General features: G+C 70.0%; 14 protein-coding genes and 1 pseudogene. 9 read left to right on the top strand and 6 right to left on the bottom strand.

Annotated elements, in window-relative coordinates; genetic code table 11:
- The first annotated feature begins 8 nt into the window (after positions 1-8).
- The 5 genes from ACIBQ6_RS03425 to ACIBQ6_RS03405 all read left to right on the top strand — a co-directional run bounded on the left by ACIBQ6_RS03425 (position 9) and on the right by ACIBQ6_RS03405 (position 5,311).
- Complete coding sequence (locus ACIBQ6_RS03425; protein ID WP_352328344.1) at positions 9-1,016, top strand: Gfo/Idh/MocA family oxidoreductase; 1,008 nt, start codon at positions 9-11, stop codon at positions 1,014-1,016.
- Positions 1,013-1,783 carry a sugar phosphate isomerase/epimerase family protein gene (locus tag ACIBQ6_RS03420; protein ID WP_397210004.1) on the top strand — a complete coding sequence of 257 codons (771 nt, stop codon included), beginning with the start codon at positions 1,013-1,015 and terminating at the stop codon, positions 1,781-1,783. The genes ACIBQ6_RS03425 and ACIBQ6_RS03420 overlap by 4 nt, the downstream gene beginning before the upstream one ends.
- Before the next feature lie 67 nt (positions 1,784-1,850).
- Positions 1,851-3,290, top strand: a complete 1,440-nt coding sequence (locus ACIBQ6_RS03415; RefSeq protein WP_397210002.1) for a beta-N-acetylhexosaminidase — start codon at positions 1,851-1,853, stop codon at positions 3,288-3,290.
- Positions 3,277-4,302, top strand: coding sequence for an NAD-dependent epimerase/dehydratase family protein (locus ACIBQ6_RS03410; RefSeq protein ID WP_397210000.1), 1,026 nt, complete (start codon positions 3,277-3,279; stop codon positions 4,300-4,302). Before ACIBQ6_RS03415 ends, ACIBQ6_RS03410 begins: the two co-directional genes overlap by 14 nt.
- Position 4,303: 1 nt before the next feature.
- Positions 4,304-5,311 carry a dihydrodipicolinate synthase family protein gene (locus tag ACIBQ6_RS03405; RefSeq protein ID WP_397209998.1) on the top strand — a complete coding sequence of 336 codons (1,008 nt, stop codon included), beginning with the start codon at positions 4,304-4,306 and terminating at the stop codon, positions 5,309-5,311.
- Between the two features lie 115 nt (positions 5,312-5,426).
- Here ACIBQ6_RS03405 and ACIBQ6_RS03400 read toward each other — a convergent pair whose 3' ends face one another.
- Positions 5,427-5,933 (bottom strand): hypothetical protein, encoded by a 507-nt coding sequence (locus ACIBQ6_RS03400; protein ID WP_397209996.1) that lies wholly within the window; start codon positions 5,931-5,933, stop codon positions 5,427-5,429.
- Between the two features lie 135 nt (positions 5,934-6,068).
- Positions 6,069-6,227: a hypothetical protein gene (locus tag ACIBQ6_RS03395; RefSeq protein WP_358293398.1), complete on the bottom strand. Its 159-nt coding sequence runs from the start codon at positions 6,225-6,227 to the stop codon at positions 6,069-6,071.
- Positions 6,228-6,565: 338 nt separating this feature from the next.
- Between ACIBQ6_RS03395 and ACIBQ6_RS03390 the strand changes: the two are divergent.
- Positions 6,566-6,778 (top strand): annotated as a pseudogene (locus ACIBQ6_RS03390) (MFS transporter); the annotation flags it as partial.
- 75 nt (positions 6,779-6,853) lie between these two features.
- On the opposite strand, the gene ACIBQ6_RS03385 reads toward ACIBQ6_RS03390, so the two are convergent.
- The gene (locus tag ACIBQ6_RS03385) at positions 6,854-7,276 is read right to left on the bottom strand and encodes an alpha/beta fold hydrolase (protein ID WP_397209994.1); all 423 of its coding nucleotides are present in this window, start codon (positions 7,274-7,276) and stop codon (positions 6,854-6,856) included.
- A gap of 355 nt (positions 7,277-7,631) precedes the next feature.
- Here ACIBQ6_RS03385 and ACIBQ6_RS03380 point away from each other — a divergent pair, with 355 nt between their 5' ends.
- The 3 genes from ACIBQ6_RS03380 to ACIBQ6_RS03370 all read left to right on the top strand — a co-directional run bounded on the left by ACIBQ6_RS03380 (position 7,632) and on the right by ACIBQ6_RS03370 (position 10,066).
- On the top strand, positions 7,632-7,985 hold the full coding sequence (locus tag ACIBQ6_RS03380) for an STAS domain-containing protein (protein WP_358293401.1): 354 nt from the start codon (positions 7,632-7,634) through the stop codon (positions 7,983-7,985).
- Complete coding sequence (locus tag ACIBQ6_RS03375) at positions 7,985-8,914, top strand: anti-sigma factor RsbA family regulatory protein (protein ID WP_397209992.1); 930 nt, start codon at positions 7,985-7,987, stop codon at positions 8,912-8,914. The genes ACIBQ6_RS03380 and ACIBQ6_RS03375 overlap by 1 nt, the downstream gene beginning before the upstream one ends.
- Positions 8,915-9,535: 621 nt before the next feature.
- Positions 9,536-10,066 (top strand): hypothetical protein, encoded by a 531-nt coding sequence (locus ACIBQ6_RS03370; protein WP_397209991.1) that lies wholly within the window; start codon positions 9,536-9,538, stop codon positions 10,064-10,066.
- 161 nt (positions 10,067-10,227) lie between these two features.
- On the opposite strand, the gene ACIBQ6_RS03365 is transcribed toward ACIBQ6_RS03370, so the two are convergent.
- The 3 genes from ACIBQ6_RS03365 to ACIBQ6_RS03355 form a co-directional block, all read right to left on the bottom strand.
- Positions 10,228-13,722: a hypothetical protein gene (locus tag ACIBQ6_RS03365; protein WP_397209990.1), complete on the bottom strand. Its 3,495-nt coding sequence runs from the start codon at positions 13,720-13,722 to the stop codon at positions 10,228-10,230.
- Positions 13,723-13,749: 27 nt separating this feature from the next.
- Positions 13,750-15,411, bottom strand: coding sequence for a hypothetical protein (locus tag ACIBQ6_RS03360; RefSeq protein ID WP_397209989.1), 1,662 nt, complete (start codon positions 15,409-15,411; stop codon positions 13,750-13,752).
- Positions 15,412-15,777: 366 nt separating this feature from the next.
- Positions 15,778-16,584, bottom strand: a complete 807-nt coding sequence (locus tag ACIBQ6_RS03355) for a sulfite exporter TauE/SafE family protein (RefSeq protein WP_397209988.1) — start codon at positions 16,582-16,584, stop codon at positions 15,778-15,780.
- Between the last annotated feature and the right edge of the window lie 35 nt (positions 16,585-16,619).

The following is a 16,619-nucleotide window of genomic DNA, read 5'->3' as shown; positions in this document are numbered from 1 at the left end:
AGGAAATCGTGACCACAACATCCGGGCTGCGCCTGGGCGTCATCGGCGCGGGCACCATCGCGGAGTTCCACGTGGCCGCCGCCCGCCAGAGCGCCGGGCAGGTGAAGGTCGCCGCGGTGTGCGACGTCCGGGCCGAGGCGGCCGAGAAGCTGGCCGCCGAGGCCGGCGCCCGCGTCTTCACCGACCACCGGGCGATGCTCGACGCCGGCGGCCTCGACGCGGTCGTGATCACCGTGCCGCACGCGCTGCACGCCCCGATCACCCTCGACGCCGCCGCGGCCGGGCTGCACGTGCTCGTGGAGAAGCCGATCGCCACCACCCGCGAGGACGCCGTCCGCATGATCGAGGCGTGCCGGGCGGCCGGCGTCGTGTTCGCCGTCGGGCACGTGCTGCGCTTCGTCCCGATGCTGCGCGCGGCGGCCGGGTTCCTCGCCTCGGGCGAGCTCGGCCAGGTCGTGGTGGCCGCCGAGCGGCGCACCGCCGACTACGCCGACCCCACGCGCCCCCGCTGGTTCCTCGACGCCGACATGGCCGGCGGCGGCATCGTGCTCAACGTCGGCACGCACAGCATCGACAAGCTCCAGATGCTGGTCGGCTCGCCGATCGCGGAGGTCACCGCGCACGTCGCCGGGCCCGCCGGCGGGTCGGTGGAGACCGAGGCGGTCGCCCTGGCCCGGCACGCCGACGGCACCCGTTCGACGATCTCGGTCACCGGCACCGGCCTGCCGTTCACCGACGAGGCGGAGATCGTGTGCGGCGAGGGCGCGCTGCGCATCAGCCGCGGCGAGGGCGTCTGGTCCTTCCGGGGCGGCGTCGCCACGCAGGTCGCCGCGCCCGGCATCGGCGAGATGGCCACCGCGTTCGCCGCGCAGCTCGCCGACTTCGCGCGGGCCTGCGCCGGCCGCACCGCCCCCGAGGTCACCGCCGAGTACGCCCTGTCGGTCCTCGACGTCGCCCTGGCCGTCTACGAGTCCGCCCGCCGGGGCTCCACCGTCACAGTGAAGGGACAGTCATGAACCCGCTCGCGTTCAGCACGCTCGGCATGCCGGGCGCACCGGCCGAGGAGGTCGTCGCCACCGCCGCCCGGTACGGCTGCGCCGCCGTCGAGCTGCGCTGCGCCGAAGGTGAGATCGTCGCGCCGGACACCCCCGACGCCGAGCTGCGCTCGATCGCCCGGACGTTCGCCGCCGCCGGGATCGGGATCGTCGCCGTGTGCTCCTACACCCGCGTGGCCCGGCCGGACGGCGACCCGGTGGCCGAGGTGCTGCGCCACGTCGAGATCGCCGAAGCGCTCGGCTCACCGTACGTGCGGGTCTTCGGCGGGGTCGAAGGGCAGGACGACCCGGCCGCCGCCGCGACTCGGAGGCTCGCGGACGTGGCCGGTCGGCTGCCGGACAACGGCGTGGACGTGCTGCTGGAGACGCACGACGTGTTCCTGACGGGCCAGGCGGTCGCCGGCGTGCTGGCCGGGGTCGGCTCGCCGCGCGTCGGCGCGCTGTGGGACGTGGTCAACCCGTGGCGGGCCGGCGAGAGGGCCGCGGCCACCGCGGACGCGCTGGGCCCGTACCTGCGGCACGTGCAGATCAAGGACGCGGCCTCGCCCGCCGACCTCGCGCCGGTGCTGCCGGGCAAGGGCGCGGTGGGCGTGCCGGGCGTGCTGGCCGAGCTGGACCGGATCGGCTACGCGGGCTTCCTGGCGCTGGAGTGGGAACGCGCCTGGTACCCCGACGCGGCGCCCGTCGGCGAGGCCCTGGCCGCCTTCCGAACGGTGCTGGGACGGTGATCCCGACGGCGATCCCGACGGCGATCCCGACGGTGGTCCCGACGGTGGTCCCCCAGTGGTCCCGCCGGTGATCCCCCTGCCCGCCTCGGCACGTCGGGCCGAGGGAACGTTCCAGCCCGGCGTGCGCGCGCCGGTGCGCGGGCCGCACGCCGCCCTGGCCAGGGAGCTGCTCGGACCGGCCGCGGGCGGCGACGCCCCCGGCGAGATCGAGCTGCGCCTGGTGCCGGACCCGTCGCTCGGCGCGGAGGGCTACACCCTCGACGTCACCCGGGAGCGGGCGGTGATCGCCGCGGCGGACGTCGCCGGGCTGCGCTGGGGCGTGCAGACATTGCGCCAGCTCGACGGCCCCGGCGGCGTGCCCTGCGGGACGGTGCGCGACGTGCCCAGGTACGCCTGGCGCGGCGTGATGATCGACGTGGCCCGCTGGTGGCGTCCGATGTCCTTCCTGCGCTCGTACGTCGACCTGCTGGCGTTGCACAAGTTCAACGTGCTGCACCTGCACCTGACCGACGACCAGGGCTGGCGGTTCGAGGTGCGCGCGCACCCGCGGCTGACCGAGGCCGGGGCCCGCCGCGCCGAGTCGCCGGCCGGGCACGCCCGCGAGGGCCGGTTCGACGGCGTCCCGCACGGCGGCTTCTACACCCAGCGGGAGCTGCACGACCTGGTGGCCTACGCGGCGGCGCGCGGCGTGAGCGTAGTCCCCGAGATCGAGTTCCCCGGCCACTCGCAGGCCGCCATCGCCGCCTGCCCGTGGCTGGGCCACCCCTCCGGGACGCCCGTCCAGGTGCGGACGTCGTGGGGCATCTCCTCCCACGTGCTCAACGTGGGCGAGCGGGCCGCCGGGTTCGCCCGCGACGTGCTCGACGAGCTGTGCGAGGTGTTCCCGTCCCGGTACGTGCACATCGGCGGGGACGAGGTGCGCGCCGGCGAGTGGGCGGCCGACCCCGAGGCGGCGCGGCGCGTCGCCGAGGCCGGGCTCGACGGGCCGCGGGCCCTGCTCGGCTGGTGGGGCCGGCTGCTGGCCGGGCACCTGCGCGGGCTCGGCCGCCGCGCGGTGGCCTGGGACGACATGCTCGACCACGACCCGCCCGAGGACATGGTGATCATGGCCTGGCGGGGCGTGGACCGGATCGAGGCGGCCCTGCGCGCCGGGCACGACGTGGTCGCCGCGCCGCACACGCACACCTACCTCGACTACGCCGAGTCCGACGCCCCGGGCGAGCCGGTCAGCATCTCCGGGCCGCTCCCCCTGGAGACGGTCTACGGATACGACGCCGGCGACTCCGTGCTCGGCATGCAGGCCCAGCTGTGGGGTGAGTACCTGCCCACCAGGGAACGCTTCGACTACAACGCCTTCCCGCGCCTGTGCGCTGTGGCCGAGGCCGCCTGGTCGGCGGGCCGCGACCTGGGCGGCTTCACCCGGCGGCTGGCCGATCACCTTCCCCTGCTGGACCGGATGGGCGTGGCCTACCGGCGACCCGAAGGAGCCGCGCGTGTTCACCTCTGAGCAGGAGCTGGAGGACCGGCTGGCCACCCCGTCGGCCGCGCTGGCCGCCGACGTCGCCGGGCTCGACGGCGACCTCGTCGTGCTCGGCGCGGGCGGCAAGATGGGGCCGAGCCTGGTCCGGCTGGCGCGGCGGGCCCTGGAGGCGGCGGGCCGCGGCTCGGCCCGCGTGTACGCCGTGTCCCGCTGGTCGGACGGCCGGGCGGCGCGGGCGCTGGCCGACGACGGCGTCGAGGTGGTCGCCGCCGACCTGATGTCCGGCGGCGACCTGGCCGGGCTGCCGGACGCGGCCAACGTCGTGTTCATGGCGGGCGCCAAGTTCGGCACGTCGGCGGCGCCGTACCAGGCGTGGGCGGTCAACGCGGCGCTGCCGGCCGCCGTGGCCCGGCGCTACCGCGACTCGGCGATCGCGGTGTTCTCCACCGGCAACGTGTACCCGCTGGTGGACGTGGCCGGCGGCGGCAGCGCCGAGGAGGACCGGCCGGACCCGGTGGGCGAGTACGCGATGAGCTGCCTGGGCCGGGAGCGCGTCTTCGAGCACGCCGCCGCGGCCTACGGCACCAGGGTCGCGATCCTGCGCCTGAACTACGCGGTGGACCTGCGCTACGGCGTGCTGGCCGACCTCGCGGCCACCGTGGCGGCGGGCCAGCCGGTGGACCTCACCACCGGGTACGTCAACGTCGTCTGGCAGGGGTACGCGAACGAGGTCGCGCTGCGGTCGTTGCGCCACGCGCGCGCCCCGGAGGCGTTCACCCTGAACCTGACCGGCCCGGAGACCGCCTCGGTGCGGCGCACGGCGGCCAGGCTGGCCGCCGCGATGGGGACGAAGGCGTCCTTCACCGGCGGCGAGAGCGGCACCGCGCTGCTCAGCGACGCCTCGCGCTGCCACGGCCTGTTCGGCTACCCGGACGTGCCGCTGGACACCCTGATCGGGTGGCAGGCCGGCTGGCTGTCGCGCGGGCTGCCCCTGTCGGGCAAGCCGACCAAGTTCGCGGTACGCGACGGGAGGTTCTGAGATGTCGATCGGCCTGCTGCGGGAGGGGACGGTCATCCCCGCCCATCCGCTGGCGCTGACCGGCGGGCGCACCTTGGACGAGCGCCGCCAGCGCGCGCTCACCCGCTACTACCTGGCCTCGGGGGCGGGCGGCGCGGCCGTGGCGGTGCACACGACGCAGTTCGAGATCCGCCGGGCGGGGCTGCTGCGGCCGGTGCTGGAGCTGGCCGCCGAGGTCGTGGCGAAGGAGGCGGAGCGGCCGTTCGTCATGGTCGCGGGCGCGTGCGGCGACACCGCCCAGGCCGTGGCGGAGGCCGAGCTCGCCGCCTCGCTGGGCTACCACGCCGTGCTGCTGTCGCCCCAGGTGCCCGGGGCGGGCGAGCCGGAGCTGCTGGCGCGGGCCAGGGCGGTGGGCGAGGTGCTGCCGGTGATCGGCTTCTACCTCCAGGAGGCGGTGGGCGGACGCCGGCTCGGCCCGTCGTTCTGGCGGTCGCTGAGCGAGCAGGAGTCGGTGGTGGCGATCAAGATGGCGCCCTTCGACCGGTATCGCACGCTCGACGTGGTCAGGGCGGTGGCGGCGTCCGGGCGCGGCGACGACATCGCGCTCTACACCGGCAACGACGACAACATCCTGGCCGACCTGCTCTCCCCCGTCGCGGGCCGCCGGATCGTCGGCGGGCTGCTCGGCCAGTGGGCGGTGTGGACGCGGGCGGCGGTGCTCATGTTCGACGAGGTGCGCCGGGCGTGGGCGGGGGACGACGAGGTGCTGCGTTCCCTGCTGGCCCGCGCCGGCGACCTCACCGACGCCAACGGCGCGGTGTTCGACGTGGCGGGCGGCTTCCGCGGCTGCATCGCCGGGGTGCACGAGGTGCTGCGCCGCCAGGGCCTGCTGGCCGGGACGTGGTGCCTGGACCCGGACGAGGGCCTGTCACCGGGGCAGGCCGAGGAGCTCGCGCGGGTGAGCGCGGCCTATCCGTGGCTGGTGGACGACACGTTCGTCGCCGCCCACCTGGACGACTGGCTGCGCTGAGACCGAAGCCCGGCCCGATCCCGCGGCACTCTCCATGCGAAGGGGGTGCAAGGGCCCCGCTCGTGGACGGCACACGCAGCGGGGCCCTAATTCATCGGGCCGCCACAGAGGTTACTTACGGCGCATTGTAGTATTGGTAATATATGGCTTCATTTTCGCTGCAGGAGCCGACACGCCAGCCTCTCAGGAGGCATTTGCTCGCGTCAGCCACCGGCTGGTACCCATAACGGCCACTGTGTTGACTGGTGCCGGCCGAGATCTTTTCCTCGTTGAATTGCTGGCTCCAGACGTTGCCGCAGGGGCCGGTGGTGACGGTGAAGCTGCTATCGACATTCAAACATTTGTCGTAGTTGACATTGTGGAGTACGACCATGTGGGTGACCGTGTTGTGGCGGACGTGCCAGCGAGCTCTGGCGCCGCCTTGCGCGCAGTTCCCCTCATAGGTCTTGCCGTCGGAGATGGACAGCATGCACAGCTTGTTCGGGAGGTCGAACACGAAGCTGTAGGGGCCGTACGTCTTCCATTCGCCGCTGGTGGCCGCATGAGCGGCCGGGGTCACGAGCAGCGAATTGGCGAGGAGCGCCATGATGATCGCTGCGATCACGGCCTTGAGTTTGAGCATGACCCCGTCCCGTGTTTGTCTGATCTTCGAAAGTCGAGCGCTCGCGGATTCGCAGAGATGGTTCGCCGCCGCATATGCCGTCACTTTGTCCGCGCATCAGAGTCCGTGCCGGAAGCCCGGCCCGGGTCGCACACCTCACCCGCCGCTGTGCGGCCAGTAGTCGTTGCCCATCGGGGCGATCCCGCCCGAGCTGGGCCAGGGTTCCTCCTTGGCGGCTGCGGGGCCGGCGGCCAGGGCGAGTCCGGCTGCGGTAAGCAGCCCGATCGCGGCGAGTCTGAGCGTCGTCCTGGTCATGCCGTCACCTCTCGTCGCTGTTGATGTGTGACCTCCCGACCGCCCCGGGGCGGCCACGGATTCAGTGCACAACGCGGGCCGCCCCGCCCGGTCAGCTGCTGCGTCCGGCATTCCCCCGCATCGCCGTGGCGCCGGCGGGACCTCAGCCTCACCGAACCGCTGATTGTCAGCCAGCCCCTTCGGCCGTCCAGACAATCGGCATCGGGCCCGCCGGCGCCCTTGGCCGGCGCTGGTGAACCGCTTGCCGCGTCCCGCCGGACGGGCTGATCACTGACTATGCGCGCCCGCGCTATGGATCCGCTGTAGAGCCGCTATAGGCCCGTACGCTCGTCGCATCGGACGCCACGATCGTCGACGTCGCCTTGCCGTCGGTGCAGCGCGATCTCGGCTTCGGCGACGCCGACCGCCATTGGGTGGTCACCGCCTGCACGACGGCCCTGGCGGGTTTCCTGCTCACGGGCGGGCGGATCGCCGACCGCATCGGGTACAAGCGTTCGTTCGCCGGAGCCCTCGCCGTCTTCGCGGCCGCCTCCGCGCTCGCGGGCGCGGCGCCTGGCTTCGCCACGCTCGACGCGGCCGGCAGGATGTGGCGCGGTCCGGCAGGCCGCACGTGGCCAGTCCAGGCATCAGGGATCACGGGTCGTCGTCGGCCCCGCCGCCGTGAAGTCCAGCAGCAGTTCGCCGATCGTCTCGGGGGCTTCCAGCATGGGCAGGTGCCCGACGCTGGGCAGCAGCTCCACCCGCGCGCCCGGCACCGCGTCGTATCGGTGCGCCGACGACGGCTCCCAACGGGGGTCGGCAGCACCGAAGATCACCTGCACGGGGACCCCGAGGGCGGCGAGCCGCTCGGGCACGCTCCGTTCGGCGATGTAGGCGGTGTTCTGGCGCAGCACCGTCCTCATCACGCGGTAAGTGATGCCCCGGACGTCGGCGACCACGTCGTCCGGGAGGTCAACGGGGCGAACGGCCGTCGCGATGATCCCCTTGCGGATCATCGCATCCGAACGCCTCGGCCACATGAGCGGGCCCAGCGGCGGGGCCAGCAGCACCCGGAGGATTACACGGGTCGGGGGCCTCGGGCGGTTTCTGGGGCCCGGTGGTCCCGGCGCTGGCCGGTCACCGTCACGTCTCGGTGACGGCCGTATCGAGGTCCCACGGCCGCGACACGGGCCCGGCGGGCTCTTTTGCACGGGCGTCGGTCGCCGCCGCCCGCACCTCCGCGGCGCTTGCGCCGGGACGGCCCAGGCGCACAGCAGGTGTTGGAGACGGTGCCGAAGACGGCGAGCACCGCCTCCGGCGCCCGCCGGCCCGGCCCCAGGTAGACTGCCCGGGCGCACAGGCGTGTCCTTTCTGTCCTGGCGAGGTGCGATGTCAGGGGCGGGCAGATGGTGAAGGAGTGCGAGCGTGGGTGTCCCGCATGCGGGCGGTGGTCTGAGCCCCGCGGTTCCGGCCGAGGTCGCCTTGGCAGTGATCCCGATGCCTGATCGTCCCGGCATCCGGGTCAGCGGCGAGATCAGCGCGAGCACCCGCACTGTCTGGGAGGAGGCCCTGTCCGGGCTGGCTCGCCGGCACACGGGCGTTTCGCACGTGGAGCTGTCGGAGGTGACGTTCATGGACGTTGCCGGGGTGACAGCGCTGGCGATCGCCGCCATGGGCCTGCCCGAGGGGCGGGTCGTCGTGGAGGGGCCGCCACCGCAGCTGCCGCGGCTGCTGGAGATGTTCTGGCCGAACCTGCCGCAGATCGAGGTAGCGCAGTGATGAGCACGATGACCCCGAGCGAGGCATTCGCGCATCCTGCGCTCTTCTACCGCACCGAGCAGGAGTACACCCAGCAGACGGTGGCGTTCCTGCGGGAAGGCCTGGCCATCGGCGAGCCGGCGGCCGTGGCGGTGCCCGGCCCCAACCTCGAACTGATCAAGACGGGACTCGGTGCCGACGCCGAGGGCATCACGTTCCTGGACATGACCGACGTCGGCCGCAACCCTGGACGGATCATCCCCCGCGTGCTGCGCGGCTTCGCCGATCGTCACCCGCACGGACGCGTGCGGATCATCGGCGAGCCGATCTGGGCCGGGCGCAGCGCGGCGGAATACCCTGCGTGCGCGCAGCACGAGGCGCTGATCAACGCGGCCTTCGAGGGCCGGGCGGCGACGATCCTGTGCCCGTATGACGAGGGGCGGCTGGACGCCGAGGTGATCGCCGATGCGCGGATCACCCACCCCACCGTCATCAGCAATGGCCGGGAGGAGGCGAGCGACGCCTACGACTGGCGGGCGGTCGTCGCCCGCTACAACGAGATGCTGGTGCCCGCGGTGGACGCAGCCGTCTTCTCCTTCACGGATCCGCTGCTCCCCGCGGTCCGGCAGTTCGCCGTCGCCCATGCCATGCGGCTGGGGCTTACAGGGCAGCGGCTGGGGGATGCGGAACTGGCGGTCGCCGAGTTGACGACCAACAGCGTGCGGCACGGCGGCGGACAGGGGACGCTGGCGGTCTGGTCCGAGGCCGGACAGTTCGTGTGCGAGGTCCGTGACGCGGGACGGCTGTCGGACCCGCTGGCCGGCCGCAGACCGCCCGATCCTACGCAGCTCGGCGGCCGAGGATTGCTGCTGGTGCACTATGTGGCTGATCTCGTACGCGTCCACGCCTCTGAGGACGGCACGGTCATACGCTTCTACCTCGGCCTGTAAGGCACGAGGGCTGCCACCGAGCCGGCGGCCGCCCCGCTCGCCGCCGTACGGCTACTGGCCGGGTTCAGCTGCGAATCATGCCGGCCGCCGACGATCGTTCTTCAAGCAGGTCTTCTTCTTGCTGCTCAACCCGACATGTGCGCATTCCGAGGAGTCACGGGCTACGTCACCAACGACAACGGAGGCCGTCCCGTCACCATGGCCACTGCTCACTGCCGCTGTAGGAGTCGGCTACCCCATCGGCGCGGGTCTGCCTTCGGCGAAGACCCGGTGGCGCGGCTCCGAGCCCCGCGCTCGTCCGGTCTCGCCTCGGGCTGTGCCCTGTTCGCATCTTGCGGCAGATCGTCCAGCCGATGCTCTCCTACGTTCGTCCGTCCAGACGTTTCACCGCATACCGACACCATCCAGGACAGCACAGCACAACACGCCGATCCGCCTCTGATGCCTGAGTAGTTCCTCCACGCTGAGCACATGCCTGGACACAACCATGATCCCCGCCTCTCCACTCGAACCATCAGACGACTTGCCACTCGCCGTCGGGCGGGTCGGCATCTTCGTCGCAGACTCACCTCGATCCAGCTCTGGACTGCCATCGCGGGGATCACCGGGAGTCTCATGTCCGTGCCCGCGTTCATCGTCTCCATGAACGCTCTGCGCGTCAGTGAACAGCAGCGATCGGATGTTCAGCGGGCGAAGACAGCGTCTGATCGGGCCAGTCAGCGTGATTTCGCGTTGCGCATCAACGTTGAACCGGGCGAAGTAGATATCGCCGACCCCCTCATGACCGGGGGCACAATCACCGTCAAGAACGGGAACGCCCTGCCCACCACTGTCCAGGTCCATGTCGCGTTGTCCTACAGCGACAAGGCGCAAAGGCCTGAGCACTATGCCACCTTCGACGCTCCCGCGTGCAGCCAGGTCGACTACCACGTGCAACACGATGAGGAGCGCACCCGGACCCTCACCAAGGCCAAGGGCTGGACTACGCTCGTCGTCATTGTCAACCCGCTCGACCCGCACTCCCGCTTCTGGTCTTCCGGGCTCGGCGCGGAACCGGTCACAACGGATGAGGTGACGAGGTTGAGTGCGGTTGATTCCCTCTCCATCAGCGACTTCGTCTCCACGAGCCGCTACCTTCCAACCTGCGTATGACCATCCTGGCTCGGGTGACCATGCGGCGGGATCCCTTGATCACGGCTGAGCAGCCGGCCGGCGGGGTCGGGGTCGGCCCCGGATGCAGCGCGGCCAGGCGGTGCGCAGGCCCGAGTGGTAAGGGGCCTTCGTCCATTCCGTCTCGAATGCCGGCGCGTGCTTCAGGACTTGAACATCAGGGCGCTGGACGCGCAGGACATCGAGCCGTAGGCGAGGTTGAGCACCGTTGCGACGCCGACCGCGATGCCCCAGGAGACGGGGTCCTCGTCGTCCGCCAGCACGGGCGACATCATGCCGTTGAGGTTGAAACAGGTGCCGCCCCAGACATTCAGTTCGTCGATCGTGTCTCCCTCCGAACAGGCGAACGCGCCGAGGGTCGGCGCGTTCCAGACGAGGTTCGCGGCGGCGTCCAGGTAGGGAGTCACCGGACCCCATACCTTGTCCGCGGCCGACCCTTCCTCGGTCGATCCGACGCACATGTCCACGACCGCCTTCACGGTCATGAGATCTCCGAGGACCTGGTTGGTGATGTCCCACCACTGCGGGTTCTTCGGCTCGGCGAGCTGCCCCACGATGTCGGGAGTCACGTAGAGCAGGTACGACGGGCCGTTGATGATCGGGAAGACCTCGCTGTCCCGGAACTTCTTGGCCAGCGGCTGGAAGATGCTCAGCGACACCGCTCCGATGAGGGAGCCGACACCACCGGTGAGCGCCATGACGTCGTCGACTGATTTCTGGGCCTGCCCGCTCACCGGCCTGGTGGACGGGGCGGGCGTGGAGGCGCAGAGCCGTCGGATGGTCGCGAAGTCCGGTGCGTCGATGAGCGCGGTCGTGGTGGCGTCGTCCGGGAACGGCGCGGCGTCGGCGACGAGCTTGTAGCCGAGCGTGACCGGGATCGCGGCCACCAGGCAGGCGGCGTCCAGCAGGCTGAGGTCGTTGCCGGAGACCTTCTTGTACATCCACGACAGGACGGGGATCTCCAGGGTCGCGTTCAGGATCTCCATGCAGCCTTCGACGAGCTCGGCCAGCACGTTGATCGCCGCGATCAGGACGTTCTCGACGCTCTGCAACAGCGCGTCGATGTTGATCGCGATCGCTTCTTCGAGAAGCTGGGTGAACGTGAGCTGGTCGATCTTGTCGATGACGTCGGTCCTGAAGCTCTGGAGGGCGAGTTCGAGAATGTCCTTCTCCCTGCTCAGGGCGTCCACCAGCGGCTGCAGCGTGGCCGTCACGTCACCCGTGACCCCCTGGTTGGGCTGGGCGGTCGTGGTGCCGTTGGCCGCGTTGCTCTTCAGCTGGAACAGCCCCCAGTTGCTCTGCGGGCTGTTCTGGCCGGGCATCGGGGTGGCTGCCGCCATGGCACTGCTCCGGCTGGTGCCGCCCAGGCTCGCCGGGATGTCGTCCGGCAGGCCGGCCCACGTGTCGACATAACCCTGCACCTGGGCGAACACGTTCCGCACCTGGGTCTCCGCGCCGTCGAGCCCGTCGACGCACTTCACCAGGTACTGCGTGAAGAGGTTCTTCAGCACGTTGTGCGTGCGCACGATGTCCGACCAGACGAACAGGAAACCCAGCCACTTGATCAGGTCCTCGAAGAACACCATGATCTTGTTGAGGACGAACTCCACGGCGTGCACGACCGCGGCGACGCAGTCGAGCAACACGTCGTAGACCTTGCCCGCGATCGTCGCGACGAAGTGGTAGATGCCCTCGGCCTCTTGTACGACGAACTTCTCGACGTCCTCGAAGCCGTCCCGCAGCCATGAGAAGAAGTCACCCATCGCCACTGATATGTCCGAACCGATGCCGAGAGGCGCCTCCCCGGACTCCCCGGGGGCGAGGTGCTCGACGGCACCGGCGCCCTCGTGATAGGCGAGCCCACCGCCGGCGAACGAGAGGCCCCACAGCTGCGGCGTGCGGCCGGCCCTGGCCTTGGAGGTGGCGGAGTCGCCGGAGGTCTGCCGGGAGCCGTCCTGCGGCAGTCCGGCGTTGATCTTCATGAATTGCGCGATGGCCTGGGCGGCCGCGTCACTGTCCGCCGTGGAGATGCCGGACGGCACGAGCGGCTGCCGCGTTCCGTCCGCGTCCGTGACCATGACGGCTCGCAGGTCGTCACCCGTCTGCACGGTCTCCAGCGTCGCGGTCGCGTTGCTCATGGGGTTGACCTCGGCCACGACGTCCGGCGCATCCGTCAGGACGACGCGGAAGCAGACGGCGGCCAGGGACTGCGTTTCCTGGACGACGGTCAGCACGCCGGTCGCGTCGGTGGTCGTGTTCACCGGCACGGTCGTCGAGAGCAGGTGGTACACGTCGTTCAGATAGATGCTGACCGGGCTGGTCGCCGTCACCGCGACCGCCGTGTTCGGCGCCGCGAGACCGCTGTCGTCGGTGACGGTGACGTGGGTGGTGAAGCTGTTGCAGGTGATCACGTCGTCCGGAACGGTGGCGGGCAGCAGGACGGAGCGCTGGAGCCAGTCGGTGGTGACGGGATCCTGAGTGAGTCGGACGAGGTCCTGGCCGTCCACGTCGGCGAACAGCACGCTGGTGCCGGCGCCGACGTTCAGGAAGAACGCGAACTGCTCCGCGTCGGGCACCAACGGCACCGGCGTCGACCACGCTGCCGGGTCCGCCTCGCTGCCCGCCGGGCAGCTCACGTAGCACAAGGTGCCCTGCGGACCGAGGCCCCAGACCGCCGTCCGCTTGGCGTCGGTCGCCGCGGCGAGCGTGCCGGCGCCGGCGAAGAGGCTGTTCGCCACGATCTGTACGGGCGTCGCCCGGTCGTACTGATTGTCCGGCGCGAAGACGTACAGGCCGTCCGTGGCGGCGACGAACAGATTGGTCACGCCGGAGCCGTTGAGCGCGGATGCGATCGCGGTGGCCCCCGACGGCGGCATCAGCCGGGCGGGGTCGGGTGGGTTCGTGGGCCGGAAGTAGTTGTACTGCGGCGTGAAGAGCAGTTGCGTCTCGTCGCTGATCGTGCCGAAGGTGTAGATGCCGGGAACGTGGAAGCCGGTGGTCGGGTCGTTCGGCCGTTGGCCGAGGCAGTTGGCGATGCTGCCGGCGGCGAGGTCGGCGGCGAGCTTGTGCGGCTTCCACTGGGGTGACGTGCCGGGCGTGATGTAGTAGCGGTCGAGCAACGGGCTGTCCGGCCGGCGCAGAATGTCGACGAAGATGTTCTCGACAGCGCCGGAGCCGCCGGGCCCGGGGATGTTCATGATGCTCACGTCGGCGATGACGAGCGGGTCCGGGGCGGTGCCCGCGTCGAACGGGACGGCCGTCCAGGTGACGCCGTCCGCCCATGCCGCGTCCGTGTTCGCGTTGCCGATGGAGAGGTACAGGCCGTCCGCGCCGCCGACGGTCACCACGAGCGCGATGTCGACGGCGAGGGTCTGGACGTTCTGGGTGACGGCGAACGCCTTGGCCGTCACCTGAGCACCGTCGTTCTGCACCGACAACGCGCTGCTGAGATCGATCCTGTTCCAGCCCGTCGAGGTCTCGGTCACCTCGCGGGTGAGGTAGCAGACGCCGTCGGTGCCGATCGAGAAGAAGAGCGCGTCGCCGTCCTGCGACTGGAGCACCTCGAAGGCTTTGTCGGGGGCCATGACCACGGCGGCCTTGTGGTTCTCCATCAGCTCGGAGTCGAAGAAGATCTTCATGGGAATGTCACCGCTCCTGGAAAGAGGTCACAGCGTCGGGTCGGCGTACGTGATGTGACCGACAAGGTCCTGGTTGTCCGAGAAGACGGCGTCGCAGAACGAGAACGAGGCTCCGCCCGGAAAGATGAAGTTCTGTATGACCGAGGCCGGAACATCCGCAAGTGTGGTCGCGGCGAGTGCCTGCGAGGCCTGCGTCACGTAATCGAGGAGATCGTTGATACCGGTGAACCAGTTCAGGAATCCGTTCACGCCGGGGGTCTTGGAGTCGTCGACCGTGGTCGAGTCCGGCGCGGGGATCGCCATCCGGCCCATGTCGTCGACCCCGATCGTGTAGACGTCCGTGATCGTCTTGTCGACGACATTGCCGCCGTCGCCGGTCCCCTGGTCTTCGATGTAGGTGTAAAGGACAAGGTGCTGGACGATCGTCATCGTGTCGTCCTGCACGCTCACCGTCATGTCGTAGGACAAGGTGAGCTTCATGGAGCCGCCGAGGAGTGGCCCGCCGCACTTGTCCGAGGCGCTTTGCGAGAAGGTGGCGGTGATGATCTGCGGGCCTGACGAGGGAAAGGCCATCGTCGGCCGGTCGGGGAAGAAATAGAAATAGTATTCCTTGATCTCCTGACCACTGCACTGGCAGGTCACCTCCGGCCGCTGGCAGTTCCCCTCGATGTATTCGAGCAACGTCGGCCCGTTGCCGCTGTTGTAATTGAGCAGGAAGCCGGCGAACGTGTTCCGGTTCAGCGCGGCCACGCCGTCGTACTGGGACACCTCGCCGGGCTCGATCCAGTTCCAGCCGAACCCGGCGTGCGTGGTGTCCGGCAGTTGGTCGTTGCCGGTGGCGCACAGATAGTTCAGCGTGAGCGGTGCGCCGTCCCCGCCGACGGCGTCCGGCGTGAAGAAGTTCACGTCCGTCACCGCGAGCGAGGTCTCGACCGGCGCCGTCTGCGTCGCGGTGTAACCGAGAATCTCGGCGCCACCGAGCTCCTTCCAGTAGGTGTCGATGAAGTCGGCGGTCATGAACCCGTTGAGCGGGCTGTTCGACGGGAGTTCGTCGAACTGGAAGCCCTGCTCCAGGGCGGAGCTGTTCAGGTCGTAGTAGAGCTGCTGGACGCCGAACATGTCGGGGTCGCCGATGCCCTTGAGCCGCTCCTGCACGTCCGAGGGAAGGCTGGTGAACGAGGTGTCCTGGAAGTTCAGGTCGACCGGGCCGTAGAAGGTCCAGCTCGTGCCGGACGGCTGCGACTGGTTGAACCAGGCCATCGGCCCGCGCGGACCGTAGGTGAGGTTCGTCGCGACGAACTCGCTGAACATCAGCGTGTACGTCACGTACGACTGTCCCGGCTTCAACACCATGATCGGTGGCAGGGAAGAGGGATCGAAGCCGGCCGGAACACCCAGCTTCGCCTTGATCGCGAACGCGAAACCGGCGTTGCTGAGATTCTGCACCCTCGGGTCCGTGGGCGCCGTTTCGTCGGGCACGGTGAAAGGATCCGTGTTGCCGGCCCCGGCCACGAATTCCATGAAGTCGACCAGAACGGGATCGTTACTGCTGTCATAGGCGTAGCACAGAACGGTCTCGGGCAGGCCGCTGTAGAGGTATTCCTCAAGGGTGCCGTTGATGCTGTCCTGCGTCACCGCGACGACATAGTCGAAGCCGGTCGACGAGAGATTGGAGTCCTGAGCACCCATGAAACGCTTCCTTAACAAGAGGAGGTGGCCGCGAGACAAGCACATCGCTACACCTGGACTGGATCCGTCCAGAGCAGTAGAAATCGGCGTGCGTCACCTGACGAATTCCCGGGCAAAAAAGCTCGCCGCTACGAGCGGTAAAGCCGTCAGATCGCAGACTCACTCACTGACTCGACTCCATGAGCGCCGCCAGCTACCGTTTCCGAAGATCCGTAAAGCGGAACCCGGGATATGCACATCAGATGTCAGATCCCGCCGGGCAGGTGTGTCCGGGGCGGTCTGTCGCTGGCGTCGGTGGAACCCACCCGTCCGGCCGATCTGGGGTGATGGTCGACGGCGCGGCGTACGTCCGGAATGCGTTCCGGCTCAGACGCCTGCGAGCAGCAGGGTCGCCGCGACGAGCATTCCAGCCTCGACGACCAGCACGAAGATCTGGCTGTTCATCCGCATGACGGTCCTCTTGCCCAGCCACGCTCCGGCGACTATGGCCGGGGTGAGGGCCACGCCGAGCTGGAGCACATGGAGGGAGAACAGGCTGCCCGCGCCGTAAGCGATCGTCTTGGTCAGATGGATGATCAGGGAGGCCGCGGCCTCGGTTCCGACGTACGCGGCGCCGGTGAGCCCCTTGGCGAGGAAGAACGGGGCCGCGAGCGGTCCTGCCGCCCCGAACAGGGCTGAGCCGAGTCCGGCACCCGCGCCGACGGCGGCGAACGTCTTGTCGGCCGGCGCGCCGGGCGTCGGCCGCAATCGCCGCCAGAGGGCGACGGCGATGAGAAACGCGCCGAGGGCACGCTTGAGCGGTTCCCCCGGCACGTAGGGCAGGAGGAGCCCGCCGGCCAGGGCGAAGGGGATGGCGCCGAGGGCGTGCCACTTGATGACCCGCCACCGGACGTCTCGCCGGTTGTACCAGGCGCGGCCCCCGTTACTGACCAGTTGAGTCAGTGTGAGGGTGGGCACGGCCACCTGAGGGCCGAACAGGGCGGTGAAGGCGAGCAGCATCAGCACGCCGCCGCCCATGCCGCCCACGGACGACAGCCAGGCCAGAGCGAAGGCCAGCGCCGAAGCGGTCAGCAACGTGGGGATGTAGCCGGTGGACAGCTCAAGAGCCGACGCACTCTGACGCGCGATCCCACTGGGCAGATGCTGGACGAACAGCACGAAGGTCGGGCACACCAGGAGGCCTTTCCGGCTCCCACACTCGCGGGAAC

It is taken from the genome of Nonomuraea sp. NPDC049655 (assembly GCF_044465465.1).
In the GTDB taxonomy this organism is placed as follows: domain Bacteria; phylum Actinomycetota; class Actinomycetes; order Streptosporangiales; family Streptosporangiaceae; genus Nonomuraea.
Note: the sequence above shows the minus strand (reverse complement) of the source record. Positions and strands in the feature narration are given on the sequence as shown.

Coding starts and splice junctions, on each gene's coding strand:
- ACIBQ6_RS03400 (WP_397209996.1), bottom strand. CDS start 5,933: ATGCTCAAACTCAAGGCCGTGATCGCAGCGATCATCATGGCGCTCCTC.
- ACIBQ6_RS03420 (WP_397210004.1), top strand. CDS start 1,013: ATGAACCCGCTCGCGTTCAGCACGCTCGGCATGCCGGGCGCACCGGCC.
- ACIBQ6_RS03365 (WP_397209990.1), bottom strand. CDS start 13,722: ATGAAGATCTTCTTCGACTCCGAGCTGATGGAGAACCACAAGGCCGCC.
- ACIBQ6_RS03375 (WP_397209992.1), top strand. CDS start 7,985: ATGAGCACGATGACCCCGAGCGAGGCATTCGCGCATCCTGCGCTCTTC.
- ACIBQ6_RS03405 (WP_397209998.1), top strand. CDS start 4,304: ATGTCGATCGGCCTGCTGCGGGAGGGGACGGTCATCCCCGCCCATCCG.
- ACIBQ6_RS03395 (WP_358293398.1), bottom strand. CDS start 6,227: ATGACCAGGACGACGCTCAGACTCGCCGCGATCGGGCTGCTTACCGCA.
- ACIBQ6_RS03360 (WP_397209989.1), bottom strand. CDS start 15,411: ATGGGTGCTCAGGACTCCAATCTCTCGTCGACCGGCTTCGACTATGTC.